Source organism: Stappia sp. (assembly GCF_040110915.1).
Taxonomy (GTDB): domain Bacteria; phylum Pseudomonadota; class Alphaproteobacteria; order Rhizobiales; family Stappiaceae; genus Stappia.
Window position 1 is genome coordinate 4,301,432 of record NZ_CP157793.1, and the last position, 18,874, is coordinate 4,320,305.

General features: G+C 67.3%; 18 protein-coding genes. 16 read left to right on the forward strand and 2 right to left on the reverse strand.

Annotated elements, in window-relative coordinates; translation table 11 throughout:
- Positions 1–7: 7 nt before the first annotated feature.
- From ABL312_RS19270 to ABL312_RS19280, 3 genes are all read left to right on the forward strand, one after another.
- Positions 8–850: an FkbM family methyltransferase gene (locus ABL312_RS19270; RefSeq protein ID WP_349359016.1), complete on the forward strand. Its 843-nt coding sequence runs from the start codon at positions 8–10 to the stop codon at positions 848–850.
- Between the two features lie 57 nt (positions 851–907).
- Positions 908–1,690, forward strand: a complete 783-nt coding sequence (locus ABL312_RS19275) for a succinate dehydrogenase iron-sulfur subunit (RefSeq protein WP_349359017.1) — start codon at positions 908–910, stop codon at positions 1,688–1,690.
- A 197-nt stretch (positions 1,691–1,887) separates the two neighbouring features.
- Positions 1,888–2,265 carry a VOC family protein gene (locus tag ABL312_RS19280; protein ID WP_349359018.1) on the forward strand — a complete coding sequence of 126 codons (378 nt, stop codon included), beginning with the start codon at positions 1,888–1,890 and terminating at the stop codon, positions 2,263–2,265.
- Between the two features lie 18 nt (positions 2,266–2,283).
- Here ABL312_RS19280 and ABL312_RS19285 read toward each other — a convergent pair whose 3' ends face one another.
- Positions 2,284–2,661: an MAPEG family protein gene (locus tag ABL312_RS19285; RefSeq protein WP_349359019.1), complete on the reverse strand. Its 378-nt coding sequence runs from the start codon at positions 2,659–2,661 to the stop codon at positions 2,284–2,286.
- A 255-nt stretch (positions 2,662–2,916) separates the two neighbouring features.
- Between ABL312_RS19285 and ABL312_RS19290 the strand changes: the two genes are divergently transcribed.
- Positions 2,917–3,264 (forward strand): carboxymuconolactone decarboxylase family protein, encoded by a 348-nt coding sequence (locus ABL312_RS19290; RefSeq protein ID WP_349359020.1) that lies wholly within the window; start codon positions 2,917–2,919, stop codon positions 3,262–3,264.
- Between the two features lie 143 nt (positions 3,265–3,407).
- Positions 3,408–3,875, forward strand: a complete 468-nt coding sequence (locus ABL312_RS19295; RefSeq protein WP_349359021.1) for a low molecular weight phosphatase family protein — start codon at positions 3,408–3,410, stop codon at positions 3,873–3,875.
- Positions 3,876–3,912: 37 nt separating this feature from the next.
- Here ABL312_RS19295 and ABL312_RS19300 read toward each other — a convergent pair whose 3' ends face one another.
- Positions 3,913–4,620, reverse strand: coding sequence for a GNAT family N-acetyltransferase (locus tag ABL312_RS19300; RefSeq protein ID WP_349359022.1), 708 nt, complete (start codon positions 4,618–4,620; stop codon positions 3,913–3,915).
- Between the two features lie 354 nt (positions 4,621–4,974).
- On the opposite strand from ABL312_RS19300, the gene ABL312_RS19305 reads away from it, so the two are divergent.
- The 11 genes from ABL312_RS19305 to lpdA all read left to right on the forward strand — a co-directional run bounded on the left by ABL312_RS19305 (position 4,975) and on the right by lpdA (position 18,732).
- Complete coding sequence (locus tag ABL312_RS19305; protein WP_349359023.1) at positions 4,975–5,553, forward strand: AprI/Inh family metalloprotease inhibitor; 579 nt, start codon at positions 4,975–4,977, stop codon at positions 5,551–5,553.
- Positions 5,554–5,844: 291 nt separating this feature from the next.
- Positions 5,845–6,273 (forward strand): carboxymuconolactone decarboxylase family protein, encoded by a 429-nt coding sequence (locus ABL312_RS19310; RefSeq protein ID WP_349359024.1) that lies wholly within the window; start codon positions 5,845–5,847, stop codon positions 6,271–6,273.
- An 88-nt stretch (positions 6,274–6,361) separates the two neighbouring features.
- Positions 6,362–7,597: a cell division protein ZapE gene (zapE, locus tag ABL312_RS19315; RefSeq protein WP_349359025.1), complete on the forward strand. Its 1,236-nt coding sequence runs from the start codon at positions 6,362–6,364 to the stop codon at positions 7,595–7,597.
- A gap of 120 nt (positions 7,598–7,717) precedes the next feature.
- A complete protein-coding gene (mdh, locus tag ABL312_RS19320; protein ID WP_349359026.1) occupies positions 7,718–8,680 on the forward strand; it encodes a malate dehydrogenase in 963 nt (320 codons plus the stop codon).
- Positions 8,681–8,757: 77 nt separating this feature from the next.
- Positions 8,758–9,957 carry an ADP-forming succinate--CoA ligase subunit beta gene (gene sucC, locus ABL312_RS19325; protein WP_349359027.1) on the forward strand — a complete coding sequence of 400 codons (1,200 nt, stop codon included), beginning with the start codon at positions 8,758–8,760 and terminating at the stop codon, positions 9,955–9,957.
- Positions 9,957–10,865 carry a succinate--CoA ligase subunit alpha gene (gene sucD / locus ABL312_RS19330; protein WP_349359028.1) on the forward strand — a complete coding sequence of 303 codons (909 nt, stop codon included), beginning with the start codon at positions 9,957–9,959 and terminating at the stop codon, positions 10,863–10,865. Before sucC ends, sucD begins: the two co-directional genes overlap by 1 nt.
- Before the next feature lie 233 nt (positions 10,866–11,098).
- Positions 11,099–14,083 carry a 2-oxoglutarate dehydrogenase E1 component gene (locus tag ABL312_RS19335; RefSeq protein WP_349361467.1) on the forward strand — a complete coding sequence of 995 codons (2,985 nt, stop codon included), beginning with the start codon at positions 11,099–11,101 and terminating at the stop codon, positions 14,081–14,083.
- Between the two features lie 215 nt (positions 14,084–14,298).
- The gene (odhB, locus tag ABL312_RS19340; RefSeq protein WP_349359029.1) at positions 14,299–15,837 is read left to right on the forward strand and encodes a 2-oxoglutarate dehydrogenase complex dihydrolipoyllysine-residue succinyltransferase; all 1,539 of its coding nucleotides are present in this window, start codon (positions 14,299–14,301) and stop codon (positions 15,835–15,837) included.
- A 126-nt stretch (positions 15,838–15,963) separates the two neighbouring features.
- Positions 15,964–16,530, forward strand: coding sequence for an HXXEE domain-containing protein (locus ABL312_RS19345; protein ID WP_349359030.1), 567 nt, complete (start codon positions 15,964–15,966; stop codon positions 16,528–16,530).
- A gap of 16 nt (positions 16,531–16,546) precedes the next feature.
- Complete coding sequence (locus tag ABL312_RS19350) at positions 16,547–17,161, forward strand: LysE family translocator (RefSeq protein WP_349359031.1); 615 nt, start codon at positions 16,547–16,549, stop codon at positions 17,159–17,161.
- A gap of 161 nt (positions 17,162–17,322) precedes the next feature.
- Entirely contained in the window at positions 17,323–18,732 is a 1,410-nt protein-coding gene (gene lpdA / locus ABL312_RS19355) for a dihydrolipoyl dehydrogenase (RefSeq protein ID WP_349359032.1), read from the forward strand.
- The last annotated feature ends 142 nt before the right edge of the window (positions 18,733–18,874 follow it).

An 18,874-nucleotide genomic window follows, 5' to 3' on the forward strand; every position in this document is an offset into this window, starting at 1 on the left:
GATCAGGATGGCCGGCGAGCACCCCAGCGACACCGTCTCCCCCTTCGGCACCTATTGTGCCGAGGGCTGGGGCCGGATTGCCTGGGGGCTTGCCGACCGTCGCGAGATGTCGAGCTGGCTCCGCAAGCGGGTGCGCGGTCTCGTGGCGCGTCTCTTTCGCGGGCCCTATGACGCGGAGGCCGAGGGCCTGCGGTTTCGCCTCTACCCCGGGGCGAATTACGACGACCGCAAGATCCTGGCGCGCGGGCGGCTGCCCGAGCGGGCCGAGCATGCGCTGATCGCGCCCTACCTGCGCCCCGGCGTGACCTTCGTCGACATCGGCGCCAACGTCGGCAGCTACAGCCTCGACGCGGCCCGGCGCGGAGCCAGGGTGCTGGCGATCGAGGCCAATCCGGAGACCGCCGAGCGGCTGTCCTACAACATCGCGGCGAACGACCTGACGAAAGTGGCGGTGGAGGTCTGCGCGGTGGGGCCGGACACCGGGACACGGGCGCTGTGGAGTGCCGCGTCCAATTGCGGCTTCGCCACCCTGGTGGAGGGTCTGGCGAACGAGGACGGGGCCGACGACTGGCGTGCGCGCAGGGTCGATGTCCGTCCGCTCGCCGAGGTTCTGGACGCGCACGGGATCGCCCGCGCCGATGTCTTGAAGGTCGATGTCGAGGGCTTCGAGGACCGGGCGCTCCTGCCCTATCTGGACATGGTACCGGCCGACAGGCGGCCGGGCGCGATCCTGCTGGAAACGAATTGCCGGGATCACTGGCGCACCGACTGCGAGGCCCGGCTCGGCGCTCTCGGCTATCGGGCGGTCGGGGTCACGGATGACAACACGGTCTTCGAGCGCGCCGCTTGACGACCTGACGACGTGAGCGCCCCGGACCACGGGCGCCGAACGCGGAGCGATGACACGATGGTACAGCTGACGCTTCCCAAGAACTCGCAAGTGTCGGATGGCAAGGTCTGGGACAAGCCGTCCGGGTCGAACCGCTTGCAGGAGTTCCGCATTTACCGCTGGAACCCGGACGACGGGCGCAACCCGCGCATCGACACCTATTACGTCGACCGCGACGATTGCGGCCCGATGGTGCTCGACGGGCTCATCTACATCAAGGACAAGGTCGATTCGACCCTGACCTTCCGCCGCTCGTGCCGCGAGGGCATCTGCGGCTCCTGCGCGATGAACATCGACGGGACCAACACGCTCGCCTGCACCAAGGGCATGGACGAGATCGGCGACGGGCCGGTGAAGATCTACCCGCTGCCGCACATGCCGGTGGTCAAGGATCTGGTGCCGGACCTGACGCGCTTCTACGCCCAGCATCGCTCGATCGAACCCTGGCTGAAGACGACGACGCCGGCGCCGGAAAAGGAGTGGCGTCAGTCCCACGAGGATCGCGCCAAGCTCGACGGGCTCTACGAGTGCATCCTGTGTGCCTGCTGCTCCACCTCCTGCCCGAGCTACTGGTGGAACGGCGACCGCTACCTCGGCCCGGCCGTGCTGCTGCAGGCGTACCGCTGGCTGATCGACAGCCGCGACGAGGCGACCGGCGAGCGGCTCGACGATCTGGAAGACCCCTTCCGGCTGTACCGCTGCCACACGATCATGAACTGCGCCCAGGCCTGCCCGAAGGGGCTGAATCCGGCCAAGGCGATCGCCGAGATCAAGAAGATGATGGTCGAACGCCGCGTGTGAGGCGGTCCCCTCCGCAAACATCGGATCTTGCAGCTGGAAGGCGGGCCTCGGCCCGCCTTCTTGCGTTTCGGGCCCGGTCGGCGCGATCCGGGCAAAAGGCGGCACGGCACCGGTCGCGCGGTTGACAAGAGCGCGCGCCGGTTGCAATGTTCATGCATTGTTCTTGCGCGACTGCGCGGCGGGGAGAGGAAGCCGACATGCACAGAAGCCGCCTGGGATGCATCGTCATCGATTGTCAGGGCCCGGATGCGGGCACGCATGAGGCCTTCTGGGCCGCCGCGCTTGGCTGCGAGAAAGAAGCCGAGCCGAAGGATCCGAAGTATCGCGACCTGACCGGGCGGCCCGGCGAGGTGCGGGTGCTCGTGCAGGCGGTGGAGCATCCCTCGCGGGTGCATCTCGACATCGAGACCGACGACATTCCGGCGGAGGTCGCGCGTCTCGAGCGCCTCGGCGCGACACGTGTCGCGGAGATCAAGGGCTGGGTGGTGATGGAAGCCCCGAGCGGCCACCGCTTTTGCGTGGTGGCGCCCCAGCGCCCGGATTTTTCCGAAAACGCCACCGTTTGGGAGACCTGACGTCGCGGGCCGCCGGCCTCAACTCCACACCGGGCTGGTGAAGATCGCCACGGCCGAAAGAAAGGCGACCGCCCAGGCGAGCGAGCGCGGGGTCGACCGATCGGTCCAGTAGCAGACCACGTAGATGACGCGCGCGCCGATGAAGAGCCCCGCGAGCTGGTCGATCCACGCCGCGTCGCCGCCCTGCCACAGCCCGACGATCACGGCCACGGCGAAAAACGGAAAGGCCTCGAAGCCGTTGGCCTGGGCGGCCGCCGCGCGGGCGCGAAAACCGTCCTTCCAGTAGTCGGGATCGCGCGGGCGCGCGTTGTCGAAGTCCTTCGACAGTTTGGCCGGAAAGGCCGAGAGGATCGGCAGGATGGCGGCGGCGAGCAGGCACCAGATCGCGAAGGGCATGAGGGCTCCGGGGCGGGTGGCGGAGGACACGCCGCGGCGGCGGGCCGCGGAGCGTCTCGGCGATATCCTGCGGTTTTCGCGTATTTTTCGGCCACGTCAAGGGGCGGGGCCGGGCCACGCGGCGGTTCTGGGGCAATGCCGGGCGCGATTGTCGGCTCCGTTTGATGCAGCGCAAGGCGCGCGGCGTCGGGTGCGGGCTTTGTGGCCCCGGCGCGCCGAGGTCGGCGCGCCAGTCAAACCGTCAAGGAGACACAGATGGCCGTCAGCGACTGGCAAGCCTTCATCGCCCAGACCGACCAGCGCATGGGCGACCTGCGCAGCGGCATTCCCGGAGTGGCCAAGGGATTTCATGAGATCGCCCGCGCGGCCATCGGGGCAGGCGCGCTCGACAGCAAGACCAAGGAACTGATCGCGCTGGCGATCGGCATCGCCGCGCGCTGCGACGGCTGTCTCGCCTATCACGCCAAGGCGGCGGCGAAATATGGCGCGACGCGTGAAGAGGTGATGGAGGCGATCGGTGTCGCCGTCTACATGGGCGGCGGTCCGTCGATGATCTACGGCGCCGAGGCGCTGGCCGCCTTCGACAGTTTCGCCAAGGACTGACGGCGCGCCGCCTCCCGCACCGGCGATCCGCTGTCGACCTCCGGCATCGAAGGGACGTGTCGTCATAATCTCGTGCCTCCGCGCGCTTAAGGGAAGCCGCGAGGGGAACGGGGGGCGATTCGTCCCGATCAGTGAGGTGCGCGATGGCCGTGACGGTCTTGTTCCTGTGCCATGACAATGCCGTGCTTAGCCCGATGGCCGAGGCCTATCTCAATGCCGCCGGCGAGGGCGATGTGCGGGCCTTTTCCGCCGGACTTGAGCCGGCCGCGCGCCTCGGCGAGAGGGTCGCGGGGGTGCTCGGCGAGAACGGCATTCCCGCGTCGGGCCTGCAGCCGAAGGCCTGGCAGCTTTTCGCGCTCGACCATGCGCCGATGCCCGACATGGTGATCGCGCTGACGCCGGGCCTGCACGCGGCCCTGCGCGACGCCTGGCCGCGCCATGTGCAGCGGGCCGACTGGCAGGTGCCCGGCGTACCGGCGTCCGGCGCGATGCACCACGCGGCGCGCGAGGCAACCCGCGAGGCATTTCGTGCCATCCGCCGGGCGACCCGACTGGCGCTCGATCACGGCAGTCTGCGCCGCCCGGCCCGCGCCCTGCGCCGGTCGGCGTGACGCTGGCCCGGTCCGCGATGGGGTTGGCGCCCCGGCTCTACGGCCGTTCGGCCCGGTTGTCGCCGTGCGCCGGCGTGTCGACCAGGGCCCCGAACCAGCCGAACAGATCGCCGATCTGCTCGCGCATCACCGAGAAGGGCGAAGGGCCGCGCGGGTCGATCCGTCCGACCACATCGCCCATCTCGAAGGTGAGGTCCCGCGTGAACTTGCGCGCAAGACCCTGCATCGCGCGGTTGGTGGCAAGGCAATTCATGTAGATATGGTGGCAGCCGCGATTGCGCGCGGCGATGAGGGTGAGCTCCATCAGCCGCGTGCCGACGCCGGATTGCCGGCAGCAGGCTTCCACGGAAAAGGCGGCTTCCGCCGTTCTCGGATCGCCGCAGGGGCGCAACTCGGCGACGGCCCGCAGCGTCCCGTCGACGACATAGCCGTGCAGCACGGTGCCGAGGGTGAAGCTCGTCTCGGCATAGCAGCGCAGAAAGGCATCGCTCGCCGGCATGGCGAAGCGCGCCCGGCGGCCATCAGGATCGAGGCGCAGGAGGTGATCGCGGAACCGCGCCTGATCGGCGAAGGTCAGCTTGCGGAAGTAGCCGGCGTCCAGGGTCGCGCGCGGCGATCGATCCCGCCCGGTCGCAGTCGGTCCGGTTGACTGCCTGTCAGCGGTCCGCCTGTCGGTGGTCCGCCTGTCGGCGTGATGGGCACGTGCTGGATCGGATGGGTGCGGCGTATCATGCATGTCGGCCATGCGGCGCTCCTCGTTTTCAAGGGCGCCCGCCTCGGGTGGTCTCCCCAGACCTGCGGGCACTCTAGCCCGCCGAGTGCGGCGCTTTGATGGCGCGCCACGCGCCCCCATCAACCAAATGGTCACCGAAAAGACAGAGGATCGCCATGGGCAGGCCAATGTGTCCTGCGCTAACATGACAGGATCGATTCGCGCCCGGCGGAGCGCCGTCAGGGATTGCAAGTCCGACGCGGATCGAAAGGAAAACGTGCGAAGAAGGCCTGCAGGCGAGCATGTCCACACCGGGTGGCGAGACCCGAGACCGAGCCGAAACCGAGGCAAGACCGAGCCAGTGCCCAGACTGAGGATGACACGCGCATGATTCGCTCCCTTTCCCCCATCAGCGCCCCCGCGATTGCTCCCGTCGCCGTTGTTCTGGGTCTCGCGGTGGTCCTGGCCGGCTGCCAGCGGCTCGGCTACGGCAACCGCGCGGCGCCCCTGCCGGCGACGCCCGCCGCGCCGGTCAGCAGCCAGTCGCTGGAACCCGTCGATCCGATGCTGACGCAGGAGCCGGTCGAAACGACGACGCTCGACGGCACGCTCGCCGACGGCGCGGACGGAACGCAAGTCGCCGCGGCCGATCCGCTGGCGAGCGGCCCGCCGGCCGGCGCGCGCGAGGTCGGGCGCAGCGACATGCTCGGCGGCTGGACGGTCGCGTCCGGCGCCGACAGCTGCAAGCTGTTCATGACGCTGACCACCTGGAGCGGCGGCTACCGGGCCAATTCGCGCGGCTGCACCACGCCGGCGCTGCAAACCGTTTCGGCCTGGGACCTGCAGGGCAAGACGGTGTCGCTGAAGGACACGGCCGGCGCGACCATCGCGGAACTCTATGCAACCGGCCCCGAACGCTTCTCGGGCCGCACCTCGACCGGCGCGCCGATCACCGTGTCTCGCTGAAGGCGAGCACAAAAAACAAAGCCGTCTCGCTGAAGGCGAGCACAAAAAACAAAGCCGTCTCGCTGAAGGCGAGCACAAAAAGCAAAGCTGTCTCGCTGAAGGCGAGCACAAAAAACAAAGCCGTCTCGCTGAAGGCGGACGCAAAAGGAGAGATGTCCCGCTGACCGCGGGCACGAAGCTCGCAAGACGCCCGCTGACCGCGGGCGGGGAGCGAAAAGCGTCCCGCTGACGATGAGCGGCGTTGCCTGCAGCGGCCCGCCACGGCGGGCACCGAGATCGGGGAGGGGGCTCATGTCGGTCTGGCCGATTCTGGACGAGGCGGAAATGTCCGACGCCGCACAAGCGGTGATCGCGGACATCAAGGCCACGCGCAACACCGAGTTCATCAACAATTTCTGGCGCGTTCTGGCCAACGACCCGGCGCTTCTGGCGCGCACCTGGTCGAGCCTCAAGGAGGTGATGGCGCCCGGCGCGCTCGATCCGCTGACCAAGGAACTGCTCTACGTCGCGGTCTCCATCGCCAACGGCTGCGAGTACTGCATCCGCTCGCATACGGCCGCAGCACGCGCCAGGGGCATGAGCGAGGCGCAACTGGGCGAGCTGCTCGCCGTCGTCGGCATGGCCAGCGAGACCAACCGGCTCGCGACGGGTCTTCAGGTGCCGGTGGACGACGCCTTTCTCGCCTCCGGTGACCCGGCTGCGTCGCGCGAAGGCGACTGACCGCACGGGCGCGACCCGCGACGGCGGTTGCACGACCGGCCCGGGGCGGGCTATCCAGCGCCTGTCAGCATCGGGCGGGGGAACGAGAGTGTCGGATCCGCAAATCTCCAGGGGGCAGCCGTCTCAAGGGCCGGCATCGCGGGAGCAGGCCGCGCGCCCGTCTGCGCCCGGCCGCAGGCCGCAGGGCGCCATCGCCATTACGCATACGGTGGAGGGCCGCTACCGGACCCTGATCGAAGCGGGCGAGATCGAGCACGATCCGGCCCAGGCGGCCGTCGTGGCGGCGCTCGACCGGCTCAACGAGGGGCTGGCGGAAACCGGCCCGGCCTCGAAGAAGAGCGCGCTCGGCTGGCTCTTCGGCAAGCGTGGCAAGGCGCGAGAACCGCTAAAGGGTCTTTACGTCTGGGGCAAGGTCGGGCGCGGCAAGACCATGCTCATGGACCTGTTCTTCGACATCGCGGTCACGCGCAAGAAGCGGCGCGTGCATTTTCACGAGTTCATGGCGGATGTGCACGAGCGGGTGCACCGGGTGCGCGCGGCGATACGCGACGGCGACATCGCAGGCGACGATCCGATCCCGCCGGTGGCCGCCGAACTGTCGGCCGAAACGCGGCTTCTGTGTTTCGACGAGTTCACGGTGACGGATATCGCCGACGCGATGATCCTCGGCCGCCTGTTCACCCGGCTGTTCGAACAGGGGGTGGTGGTGGTCGCCACGTCGAATGTGGCGCCCGACGATCTCTATCGCGACGGGCTCAATCGCGGCCATTTCCTGGGCTTCGTCGAACTGCTCAAGACGCGCGTCGACGTGCTGTGCCTGGACGCGCGCACCGACTACCGGATGGAGAAGCTCGCCGGGGCGCCGCTCTACATGAGCCCGCTCGGACCCGACAGCGACGCCGGGGTCGAGGCGCTGTGGCGCAAGCTCACCCACGGTCTGCCGGCGCATGCGGAGGAACTGGAGGTCAAGGGCCGGCACATCCCCGTGCCGCGGACGGCGGCCGGCGTGGCCCGGTTTACGTTTGCGGAACTTTGCGAGCAGCCGCTCGGCGCGGCCGACTATCAGCGGCTGGCGAAGTCGTATCATACATTTGTTCTGGAGCATGTGCCGGTAATGGAGCTGCCGCAGCGCAATGCCGCCAAGCGCTTCATCAATCTGATCGACACGCTCTACGACAACCGCAACAAGCTGATCGTCTCCGCCGAGGCCGAGCCCGACGGCCTCTATCTTGCGGAAACCGGGACGGAATCCTTCGAGTTTCAGCGCACCGTGTCACGTCTGACGGAAATGCGCTCCGAAAGCTGGCTGCGGGAGGTGGAGTGAGCGCGTCGCGCGCGGGTATTCCTTCGATTAGCTTGCGCGGAACGCCCAAAGGGTTTAGTGCCATGCCCGACCGTTGAGAACGGCCAATGCTCCATTTTACGTAAAGGGAAGCAATAGGATATGGCTCGGAACAAGATCGCTTTGATCGGCGCGGGACAGATCGGCGGCACGCTCGCCCACCTCGCCGGCCTGAAGGAACTCGGCGACATCGTCCTCTTCGACATCGCCGAAGGCACGCCCCAGGGTAAGGCGCTCGACCTTGCCGAATCCTCCCCCGTCGACGGCTTCGACGCCAAGCTGTCGGGCGCCAACAGCTACGAGCCGATCGCCGGCGCCGACGTGGTGATCGTCACCGCCGGCGTGCCGCGCAAGCCGGGCATGAGCCGCGACGACCTTCTGGAGATCAACCTGAAGGTGATGGAGCAGGTCGGCGCCGGCATCAAGGAGCATGCCCCGGACGCCTTCGTGATCTGCATCACCAACCCGCTCGACGCGATGGTCTGGGCGCTGCAGAAGTTCTCCGGCCTGCCGGCGAACAAGGTGGTCGGCATGGCCGGCGTGCTGGACAGCGCCCGCTTCCGCTACTTCCTCGCCGAGGAGTTTGACGTCTCCGTGGAAGACGTCACCGCCTTTGTGCTCGGCGGCCACGGCGACACCATGGTGCCGCTCACCCGCTATTCGACGGTCGCCGGCATTCCGCTCCCCGATCTGGTCAAGATGGGCTGGTGCACGGCAGAGCGTCTGGAAGAGATCGTCCAGCGCACCCGCGACGGCGGTGCCGAGATCGTGGGCCTGCTGAAGACCGGCTCCGCCTTCTACGCGCCGGCCTCTTCCGCGATCGCGATGGCCGAGGCCTACCTGAAGGACAAGAAGCGCGTGATGCCCTGCGCCGCGCATCTGACCGGCCAGTACGGGCTGAACGACACCTATGTCGGCGTGCCGGTGGTGATCGGCGCCGAGGGCGTCGAGCGCGTCATCGAGATCGAGATGACCGGTGACGAGAAGGCGATGTTCGACAAGTCGGTCGCCTCGGTGGATGGCCTTGTCGAGGCCTGCAAGAAGATCCAGCCGGCTCTGGCGTGATCGCGGTTTCCGGGAGGCCCTTCGGCCTCCCGTTTCGCATGACGCGAACCGTCTCCAATGCACTGGGGGAGTGACGCATGAATATCCATGAATACCAGGCCAAGCAGGTGCTGAAAGCCTTCGGCGCGCCTGTGGCAAATGGCGTACCCATCTTTTCCGTCGACGAGGCCGAGGCTGCCGCGAAGCAGCTTCCCGGTCCGCTCTGGGTGGTGAAGTCCCAGATCCACGCCGGCGGCCGCGGCAAGGGCAAGTTCAAGGAACTGGGCCCCGACGCCAAGGGCGGCGTCCGCCTCGCCTTCTCGATCGACGAGGTCAAGGCCCATGCCGCCGAGATGCTCGGCAACACGCTGGTGACCGCGCAGACGGGTGACGCCGGCAAGGTCGTCAACCGCCTCTACATCGAGGACGGCGCCGACATCGAGAGCGAGCTGTATCTCTCCATCCTCGTCGACCGCACCGTCGGCCGTCCGGCCTTCGTCGTCTCGACGGAGGGCGGCATGGACATCGAGGCCGTGGCCGAGGAAACCCCGGAGAAGATCGTCACGCTGCCGATCGATCCGGACACCGGCGTGACCGAAGCCGACGCGACGAAGCTCTGCGACGCGCTGGAGCTTCAGGGCGACGCCCGCGCCGACGGCATGAAGCTCTTCCCGATCCTCTACACCGCCTTTGTCGAGAAGGACATGGCGCTGCTCGAGGTCAACCCGCTGATCGTCATGAAGGACGGCCACCTGCGGGTGCTCGACGCCAAGGTCTCCTTCGACGGCAACGCGCTGTTCCGCCATGACGACATCATGGACCTGCGCGACAAGACCGAGGAAGACGCCAAGGAGATCGAGGCCTCCAAATACGACCTCGCCTATGTGGCGCTCGATGGCGACATCGGCTGCATGGTGAACGGCGCCGGCCTTGCCATGGCGACCATGGACATCATCAAGCTCTACGGCGCCGAGCCGGCCAACTTCCTGGACGTCGGCGGCGGCGCCTCGAAGGAAAAGGTCACGGCGGCCTTCAAGATCATCACGTCGGACCCGAACGTGAAGGGCATCCTGGTCAACATCTTCGGCGGCATCATGCGCTGCGACGTCATCGCGGAAGGCGTGGTCGCGGCGGTGAAGGACGTCGGCCTGAAGGTTCCGCTCGTCGTGCGCCTCGAGGGCACGAACGTGGAGCAGGGCAAGAAGATCATCAACGAGAGCGGCCTGAACGTCATCGCCGCCGACGATCTCGACGACGCGGCGCAGAAGATCGTCAAGGCCGTGAAAGGGGGCGCATAATGTCCATTCTCGTCAACAAGGACACCAAGGTCATCGTTCAGGGACTGACCGGCAAGACCGGCACGTTCCATACGGAGCAGGCGCTGGAGTACTACGGCACCAAGATGGTCGCCGGCGTGCATCCGAAGAAGGGTGGCGAGACCTGGTCGTCCGGCCTCGACAGCGCGGCGGAGCTTCCGATCTTCGCCACCGTCGGCGAAGCCAAGGAAGCGACCGGTGCGGACGCCTCCGTGATCTACGTGCCGCCGGCAGGCGCGGGTGCCGCGATCATCGAGGCGATCGAGGCGGAAGTCCCCTTCATCGTCTGCATCACGGAAGGCATTCCGGTCGCCGACATGGTCAAGGTCAAGCGCCGGCTGGAGAAGTCCAACTCGCGCCTGCTCGGGCCGAACTGCCCGGGCGTGCTCACGCCGGAAGAGTGCAAGATCGGCATCATGCCGGGCTCGATCTTCAAGAAGGGCTCGGTCGGCGTCGTGTCGCGGTCGGGCACGCTGACCTATGAGGCGGTGTTCCAGACCTCCAACGCCGGCCTCGGCCAGACGACGGCGGTGGGCATCGGCGGCGATCCGGTCAAGGGCACCGAGTTCATCGACATCCTGGAGATGTTCCTCGCCGACGACGAGACGCAGTCGATCATCATGATCGGCGAGATCGGCGGCTCGGCCGAGGAAGAGGCCGCGCAGTTCCTCAAGGACGAGGCGAAGAAGGGCCGCAAGAAGCCGATGGCCGGCTTCATCGCGGGCCGCACCGCGCCTCCGGGCCGCACCATGGGCCATGCCGGCGCCGTCATTTCCGGCGGCAAGGGCGGAGCCGAGGACAAGATCGCGGCGATGGAAGAGGCCGGCATCAAGGTGTCGCCGTCTCCTGCAAAGCTCGGCGAGACCCTTCTCGAGGTTCTCAAGGGCTGATTTTTCAAGCGATCACGGCTTTTTAACCGTGATCGCCCCACCATATCGGAGCGGGGACCTTTCCTTGGGGCAGGTTCCCGTGTACCGATTGGGTCGGGCTGATGAAGTCGGGCTGACGAAATGGGGTTTGCGCGGGACACGCCTCGCGCCGACCGCTCCCACATCCGTTCTCTGGGGCGCTGCGTGAAAGGGCTCCCCTCAACAGGCGGGCGGGGGGATACCCCGCTATGGTGATGGCAAGGCAGGACGCGAACAATGCCTTCGCGATGACGTCGTTCCTTTACGGCGGCAACGCGGCATACATTGAAGACCTCTACGCGCGCTTCAAGGAAGATCCCGGCTCCCTCGACGAGTCGTGGCGCGAGTTCTTCTCCAACCTTCCCGACGACACGGCGGACGTTCTCAAGGAAGCGCGCGGCGCGTCCTGGAAGCGCGCCGACTGGCCGGTGTCCGCCAACGGCGACCTGGTCAATGCCCTCGACGGCAACTGGGAAGCGGTCGAAAAGACCCTCGGCGACAAGATCAAGACGAAGGCGGAAGCGACCGGCACGGCGCTGACCGACGCCGACGTGCAGCAGCAGACGCGCGATTCGGTGCGCGCGCTGATGATGATCCGCGCCTACCGCATGCGCGGTCACCTGCATGCCGACCTCGACCCCCTCAATCTGAAGGAAGAGGTCAATCACGAGGAGCTGCACCCGTCCGCCTACGGTTTCACGGAGGCCGACTGGGATCGCAAGATCTTCATCGACTACATGCTGGGGCTGGAGTTCGCGACCATTCGCGAGATGCTCGGCATCCTCAAGCGCACCTATTGCTCGACGCTCGGCGTCGAGTTCATGCACATCTCCAATCCGGCCGAAAAGGCCTGGATCCAGGAGCGCATCGAGGGCCCGGACAAGGAAATCGAGTTCACGCCCAAGGGCAAGCAGGCGATCCTCAACAAGCTGATCGAGGCGGAGGGCTTCGAGAAGTTCCTGGACGTCAAATACACCGGCACCAAGCGCTTCGGCCTCGATGGCGGCGAGGCGCTGCTGCCGGCGCTCGAGCAGATCATCAAGCGCGGCGGCGCGCTGGGCGTTGAGGAGATCGTCCTCGGCATGGCCCACCGCGGCCGCCTCAACGTGCTCGCCCAGGTGATGGGCAAGCCGCTGCGCGCGATCTTCCACGAGTTCAAGGGCGGCTCCTTCACCCCTGACGACGTCGAGGGCTCGGGCGACGTGAAGTATCACCTCGGCGCCTCGTCGGACCGTGCCTTCGACGGCAACAACGTGCACCTGTCGCTGACCGCCAACCCGTCGCATCTGGAGATCGTCGATCCGGTGGTGCTCGGCAAGGCGCGCGCCAAGCAGGACCAGCTGTCGGCCGTGGACGGCAAGTGGGTCGAGACCACCGAGGTCGACCGCTCCAAGGTGCTGCCGCTGCTGCTGCACGGCGACGCGGCCTTCGCCGGACAGGGCGTGGTGGCGGAATGCTTCGGCCTGTCGGCGCTGCGCGGGCATCGCACGGGCGGCTCGATCCACGTCATCATCAACAACCAGATCGGCTTCACGACCAATCCGCGCTTCTCGCGCTCCTCGCCGTATCCCTCGGACGTGGCGAAGATGATCGAGGCGCCGATTTTCCATGTGAACGGCGACGACCCGGAAGCGGTGGTCTATGCGGCGAAGGTGGCGACCGAGTTCCGCCAGCTCTTCGGCAAGCCGGTGGTGATCGACATGATCTGCTACCGCCGCTTCGGCCACAACGAGTCCGACGAGCCGGCGTTCACCCAGCCGATCATGTACCGCAAGATCCGCAAGCATCCCACGACGCTGCAGATCTACGCCGAGAAGCTGGTCAAGGAAGGCGTTCTCTCCCAGGACGAGGTCGACAAGATGCGCGCCGACATCCGCGCGCAGCTCGACGCCGAGTTCGAGGCCGGGCAGGCCTACAAGCCGAACAAGGCCGACTGGCTGGACGGCAAGTGGTCGGGCCTGAAGCAGGCCAAGGATCTGGACGATCCGCGCCGCGGCCAGACCGGGATCACGCGCGAGGACATGGAGACGCTCGGCACCGCGCTGTCGAACGTGCCGGAGGGCTTCAACGTCCACCGCACGATCCGCCGCTTCCTCGACAACCGCAAGAAGATGTTCGACACCGGCCAGGGCATCGACTGGGCGACCGCCGAGGCGCTGGCCTTCGGCTCGCTGCTGCTCGACGGCCATGCGGTGCGCCTGTCCGGTCAGGACTGCGAGCGCGGCACCTTCTCGCAGCGCCACTCGGTGCTCTACGATCAGGAGACCGAGGACCGCTACATCCCGCTCAATCATCTGCGCGAGGGGCAGGCCCGCTACGAGGTCATCAACTCGATGCTCTCCGAGGAGGCGGTGCTCGGCTTCGAATACGGCTACACGCTGGCCGAGCCGAACGCGCTGACGCTGTGGGAGGCCCAGTTCGGCGACTTCGCCAACGGCGCGCAGGTGGTCTTCGACCAGTTCCTGTCGTCGGGCGAGCGCAAGTGGCTGCGCATGTCCGGTCTCGTCTGCCTGCTGCCGCACGGCTACGAGGGGCAGGGGCCGGAGCATTCGTCGGCCCGTCTGGAGCGGTTCCTGCAGATGTGCGCCGAGGACAACATGCAGGTCGCCAACTGCACGACGCCGGCCAACTACTTCCACATCCTGCGCCGGCAGCTGAAGCGCGACTTCCGCAAGCCGCTGATCCTGATGACGCCGAAGTCGCTGCTGCGCCACAAGCGCGCCGTCAGCACGCTCGACGAGTTCACCAACGGCTCGTCCTTCCACCGCCTGCTGTGGGACGACGCGCAGATGAACCCGGAGGCCGGGATCAAGCTCGTCGCCGACGACAAGATCCGCCGCGTCATCCTGTGCTCGGGCAAGGTCTATTACGACCTGTTCGAGGAGCGCGAGAAGCGGGGCATCGACGACGTCTACCTGCTGCGCGTCGAGCAGCTCTATCCGTTCCCCACCAAGGCGCTGGTGTCGGAGCTCGGGCGCTTCAAGGACGCGGAGGTCATCTGGTGCCAGGAAGAGCCGAAGAACATGGGCTCCTGGTTCTTCGTCCAGTCCTACATCGAATGGGTGCTGGGCCAGATCGGCGCCAAACACGACCGCCCGCGCTATGTCGGACGTGCCGCGGCCGCGGCCACGGCGACCGGCCTGATGTCCAAGCACCTTGCGCAGCTCCAGGCCTTCCTGGATGAGGCCTTCGCCGGGTGACCGGCCTGCCCGTCGGCCATTCGTATGGCTGGCGGGCGCGTCCTTGCAATGCTGAGATAGCGCCGTCCGGCGCGCCTTCCTCAGGGCGACCGAGCGGTTCGGGGCATCACGCCTCCCGTCTTCGCGGCCGGACGAACATGTCCGTGCCGAGACCGAATGCCCTCGCGGCCGGGCGGACACGTCCGCGCCGAGACCGAACGAAAGAGATTGAGATCATGGCGACCGAAATCCGAGTGCCCACCCTTGGAGAATCCGTGACCGAGGCGACCATCGCCCAATGGTTCAAGAAGCCGGGCGATGCGGTGACCGCCGACGAGCCGATCGTCGAGCTGGAGACCGACAAGGTCACCGTCGAGGTGCCCGCGCCCGCGTCCGGCACCCTGTCCGACATCCTGGTGAAGGAAGGCGACACGGTGGAGGTCGGCGCGCTGCTCGGTCAGATCGCCGATGGCGACGCGCCCGCGAAGAAGGCCGCGCCCGCCAAAACCGACGCCGCGCCCGCCAAGGCCGAGGAGACCAAGACCGAGAATGCCGGGAGCGAGAGCCAGGAGCCGGTCGAGGTCGTGGTCCCCGCCGCCGGTGAAAGCGTGACCGAGGCCGATGTCGGCGAGTGGTTCGTCAAGGTCGGCGACGCGGTCAAGGCCGACGACATTCTGGTCGAACTGGAGACCGACAAGGCGGCGCAGGAAATCCCGGCGCCGGTCGCCGGCCAGGTGGTCGAGATCTCCGCCGCCACCGGCGACACCGTCACCCCGGGCCAGCTTCTGGCGAAGATCGCCCCGGGCGCCGGCGCGGCGGCCAAGCCGGCGGCGGCCGCTTCGGCCCCGGCGCCTGCTCCGGCAAAGTCCTCCGCAACCGACATGCCGCCGGCCCCCTCGGCGGCCAAGATGATGGCCGAGAAGGGCGTCGAGGCCGGCCAGGTGTCCGGCTCGGGCAAGCGCGGTCAGGTGCTCAAGGGCGACGTCATCGCGGCGCTGGAGTCCGGCGTGACGTCGCCGCAGGCGAGCGCCCCGGCGCAGAGCGCGCCGCGCGCGGCCTCCGTGCCCGAGGACGAGGTGCGCGAGGAACGCGTGCGCATGACCAAGCTGCGCCAGACCATCGCCCGCCGGCTGAAGGACGCGCAGAACACGGCGGCCATGCTGACCACCTACAACGAGGTGGACATGGGCCCGGTCATGGAGCTGCGCAAGCAGTACAAGGATCTGTTCGAGAAGAAGCACGGCGTGAAGCTCGGCTTCATGGGCTTCTTCACCAAGGCCGTGTGTCACGCGCTGAAGGAAATCCCGGCCGTCAATGCCGAGATCGACGGCACCGACATCATCTACAAGAACTACTGCCACGTCGGCGTGGCGGTCGGCACGGACAAGGGGCTCGTCGTGCCGGTGGTGCGTGACGCGGACCAGATGTCGATCGCCGAGATCGAGAAGGAAATCGCCAATCTCGGGCGCAAGGCGCGCGACGGCAAGCTCGGCATGGCCGACATGACCGGCGGCACCTTCACGATCTCCAACGGTGGCGTCTACGGCTCGCTGATGTCCTCGCCGATCCTCAACGCGCCGCAGTCGGGCATTCTCGGCATGCACAAGATCCAGGAGCGGCCGATGGTCGTGAACGGGCAGATCGTGGCACGGCCGATGATGTATCTGGCACTGAGCTACGATCACCGCATCGTCGACGGCAAGGAGGCCGTGACCTTCCTCGTCCGTGTCAAGGAGAGTCTGGAAGACGTCCAGCGTCTCGTGCTGGATCTCTGATCGCGGCGAACGACTACGGTCTCCGGGCGGCGATCCCGTCCGGAGACCCTGTCCCGCGGGTGCGCTCCCGTGCGCCCGTGACATCCGGTGGCGCCCATGCGGGCGGTCGGCCGAGGAGAGGCAGGAATGAAGGCAACCGTCAGCCGTTTGCAGGCGAACTGGGTTTACGGCGGCGCCCTCGCGGGGCTCGGCCTTCTGGTGTTGACGCCGCTCCTGACGGTGGCGTGGCCGCTGGGCGAGCGCCTGGTCTGGCTTGTCCTGCCCGTTTACATGCTGCATCAGCTCGAGGAACATGACGGCGATCGGTTCCGTCACTTCGTCAACGCCACCATAGGCGGCGGGCGGGAGGCCTTGAGCGTGCGCGATGTCTTCGTGATCAACGTCTTCGGCGTGTGGGGGGTCATGGTCGTGACGCTCTGGCTGATGCGGGACCTCGCGTCGGGCTGGGGCCTGATCGGGATCTACCTCGTGCTGGTCAACGCGGTCCTGCATCTGGTGCAGGCGCTTGTCATGCGGCGCGCCAATCCGGGGCTCTGGACGGCGCTCGTCCTGTTCCTGCCACTCGGATGCTGGGGCCTTGCCGAACTTGCCCCTTCGGCGACGCTTTCCGTGCACGCCGTTTCGCTGGCCGCAGTCGTCGCCCTGCACGGCGCCATCGTGGTCAACGTCCGCCGCAGGCTGGCGCACGTCTGAGGGGGGGAGAATACCGATGGGACCGGAGTTTCTTCTGACCGCCCTTGTGGTGGTGCTCGCGCCTGGAACCGGCGTGGTCTACACGGTGGCGACCGGGCTCGCACGCGGCCGGCTTCCGGGCATTGCGGCGGCATTCGGCTGCACCCTCGGCATTGTTCCCGCGCTGCTCGCGGCAATGTTCGGTCTGGCGGCCCTGCTTCATGCCAGCGCGCTTGCCTTCCAGGTCCTGAAATACGCCGGCGCCGCCTATCTTTTCTATCTCGCCTGGCAGGCGCTGCGTCAGGGTGGCCCGCTTGCCCTTGATCGCGAGGCGGCCGGTCCGGCGGATCTCGGCGCAGTGGCGTTCAACGGGTTTCTCATCAATGTGCTGAACCCGAAGCTGTCGCTGTTCTTTCTGGCCTTCCTGCCTCAGTTCGTCAGCCCGCAGGCCGGTCCGGTCACGCTGCAGGTGCTCGGACTTGGCGGGGTCTTCATGGGGCTGACGCTGGTGGTTTTCATCGGCTACGGTCTGTTCGCCGCGGCAGTGGGGGCAAGGCTCCTGGCGAGCCGGCGTGCCATGGCTTGGATCGGACGCACGGTTGCCGTTGCCTTTGCAGGCTTCGGTCTCAGGCTGGCCCTTTCCGAGCGCTAAGGCCGGCCGACGAACAGACAAGAGAAAGCGGATCCGCGCCCCCGGGCGTCCGGTTTCGCACCTGAGCGCGGTGCCAGGGCTTTCACGCCGGATCGCGCAACACGATGTCCAGAGGCCGGCCGTTTGACGCCGGCGTGCCGCGAACAATGAGGCGACTTGCAATGGCAGACTATGATCTTCTCGTCATCGGAACCGGCCCCGGGGGCTATGTCTGCGCCGTCAAGGCGGCCCAGCTCGGCCTGAAGGTGGCGGTGGTCGAAAAGCGCGCCACCCATGGCGGCACCTGCCTGAACATCGGCTGCATCCCGTCCAAGGCGCTGCTGCACACCTCGGAACTCTTCGAGGAGGCCGGCCACAGCTTCGAGGGCTTCGGCATCAAGGTGAACAAGCCGAAGCTCGATCTGAAGGCGATGATGGGCCACAAGCAGAAGACCATCGACGCGAACGTCGGCGGCATCGACTACCTGTTCAAGAAGAACAAGATCACGGCCCATCACGGCACGGGCCGCATCCTCGCGCCGGGCAAGGTCGAGGTGAAGGCCGAGGACGGCTCGACCGAGATCCTGGAAGCCACCTCCATCGTCATCGCGACGGGCTCCGACGTGGCGCCGCTGCCGGGCGTTGAGATCGACGAGAAGCAGATCGTCTCCTCCACCGGCGCGCTGGAGCTGGAGAAGGTGCCGAACCGTCTGGTGGTGGTCGGCGCCGGCGTGATCGGTCTGGAGCTCGGCTCGGTCTGGCGCCGGTTGGGCGCCGAGGTCACGGTCGTGGAGTTCATGGACAAGATCCTCGGGCCGATGGACGCCGACGTGTCGCGCAACTTCCAGCGCATCCTCAAGAAGCAGGGCCTGGAGTTCAAGCTGTCCTCCAAGGTCACGGCGGTCGAGAAGAAGGGCAAGCAGCTGGCCGTCACCGTCGAGCCGGTCGAGGGCGGCGAGGCGGCCGCCGAGACGCTTGAGGCCGATGTGGTGCTGGTCGCGATCGGCCGCCGTCCGGTGACGGAGGGGCTTGGTCTCGACGAGATCGGCGTGGCCCGCGACGGACGCGGCCGGATCGAGACCGACGCGCATTACAAGACCAATGTCGACGGCATCTATGCGATCGGCGACGTGATCGCCGGGCCGATGCTGGCCCACAAGGCCGAGGACGAGGGCGTGGCGCTGGCCGAGATCCTCGCCGGTCAGGCCGGTCACGTGAACTACGGCGTGATCCCCGGCGTGGTCTACACCAGCCCCGAGGTCGCCGAGGTCGGCAAGACCGAGGAGCAGCTCAAGGCCGAGGGCATCGACTACAAGGTCGGCAAGTTCTCCTTCATGGCCAACGGCCGCGCCAAGGCGATGGGTCACGCCGACGGTTTCGTGAAGGTGCTGGCGGATGCCAGGACCGACCGGGTGCTCGGCGTGCACATCATCGGCCACGGCGCCGGCGAAATGATCCACGAGGCGGCGGTGCTGATGGAGTTCGGCGGCTCGTCGGAGGATCTGGGGCGCACCTGCCATGCCCATCCGACGATGAGCGAGGCGGTGAAGGAAGCGGCCATGGCCGCCTTCGCCAAGCCGATCCACGCCTGACCGGCGCATGTTGCCGCCCCGTGCGGGCGGCGACACGCTCTTGCAAAAACGCCCGCCGTCGCGAGACGGCGGGCGTTGTGTTTTCAAACCGGGGGTGCCCCGCCGGGTTTGGGAAGGCACATGCCCCGGCGCGCGAGGTGGG

What these genes read in the sequence shown, in the direction of transcription:
- ABL312_RS19295 (WP_349359021.1), top strand. Translation starts at nt 3,408, where the DNA reads ATGGCCGTGACGGTCTTGTTCCTGTGCCATGACAATGCCGTGCTTAGC.
- mdh (WP_349359026.1), top strand. Translation starts at nt 7,718, where the DNA reads ATGGCTCGGAACAAGATCGCTTTGATCGGCGCGGGACAGATCGGCGGC.
- lpdA (WP_349359032.1), top strand. Translation starts at nt 17,323, where the DNA reads ATGGCAGACTATGATCTTCTCGTCATCGGAACCGGCCCCGGGGGCTAT.
- ABL312_RS19300 (WP_349359022.1), bottom strand. Translation starts at nt 4,620, where the DNA reads ATGGCCGACATGCATGATACGCCGCACCCATCCGATCCAGCACGTGCC.
- odhB (WP_349359029.1), top strand. Translation starts at nt 14,299, where the DNA reads ATGGCGACCGAAATCCGAGTGCCCACCCTTGGAGAATCCGTGACCGAG.
- sucD (WP_349359028.1), top strand. Translation starts at nt 9,957, where the DNA reads ATGTCCATTCTCGTCAACAAGGACACCAAGGTCATCGTTCAGGGACTG.
- ABL312_RS19335 (WP_349361467.1), top strand. Translation starts at nt 11,099, where the DNA reads ATGGCAAGGCAGGACGCGAACAATGCCTTCGCGATGACGTCGTTCCTT.
- ABL312_RS19305 (WP_349359023.1), top strand. Translation starts at nt 4,975, where the DNA reads ATGATTCGCTCCCTTTCCCCCATCAGCGCCCCCGCGATTGCTCCCGTC.
- sucC (WP_349359027.1), top strand. Translation starts at nt 8,758, where the DNA reads ATGAATATCCATGAATACCAGGCCAAGCAGGTGCTGAAAGCCTTCGGC.
- ABL312_RS19310 (WP_349359024.1), top strand. Translation starts at nt 5,845, where the DNA reads ATGTCGGTCTGGCCGATTCTGGACGAGGCGGAAATGTCCGACGCCGCA.
- ABL312_RS19290 (WP_349359020.1), top strand. Translation starts at nt 2,917, where the DNA reads ATGGCCGTCAGCGACTGGCAAGCCTTCATCGCCCAGACCGACCAGCGC.
- ABL312_RS19350 (WP_349359031.1), top strand. Translation starts at nt 16,547, where the DNA reads ATGGGACCGGAGTTTCTTCTGACCGCCCTTGTGGTGGTGCTCGCGCCT.
- ABL312_RS19275 (WP_349359017.1), top strand. Translation starts at nt 908, where the DNA reads ATGGTACAGCTGACGCTTCCCAAGAACTCGCAAGTGTCGGATGGCAAG.
- ABL312_RS19285 (WP_349359019.1), bottom strand. Translation starts at nt 2,661, where the DNA reads ATGCCCTTCGCGATCTGGTGCCTGCTCGCCGCCGCCATCCTGCCGATC.
- ABL312_RS19270 (WP_349359016.1), top strand. Translation starts at nt 8, where the DNA reads ATGGCCGGCGAGCACCCCAGCGACACCGTCTCCCCCTTCGGCACCTAT.
- ABL312_RS19345 (WP_349359030.1), top strand. Translation starts at nt 15,964, where the DNA reads ATGAAGGCAACCGTCAGCCGTTTGCAGGCGAACTGGGTTTACGGCGGC.
- ABL312_RS19280 (WP_349359018.1), top strand. Translation starts at nt 1,888, where the DNA reads ATGCACAGAAGCCGCCTGGGATGCATCGTCATCGATTGTCAGGGCCCG.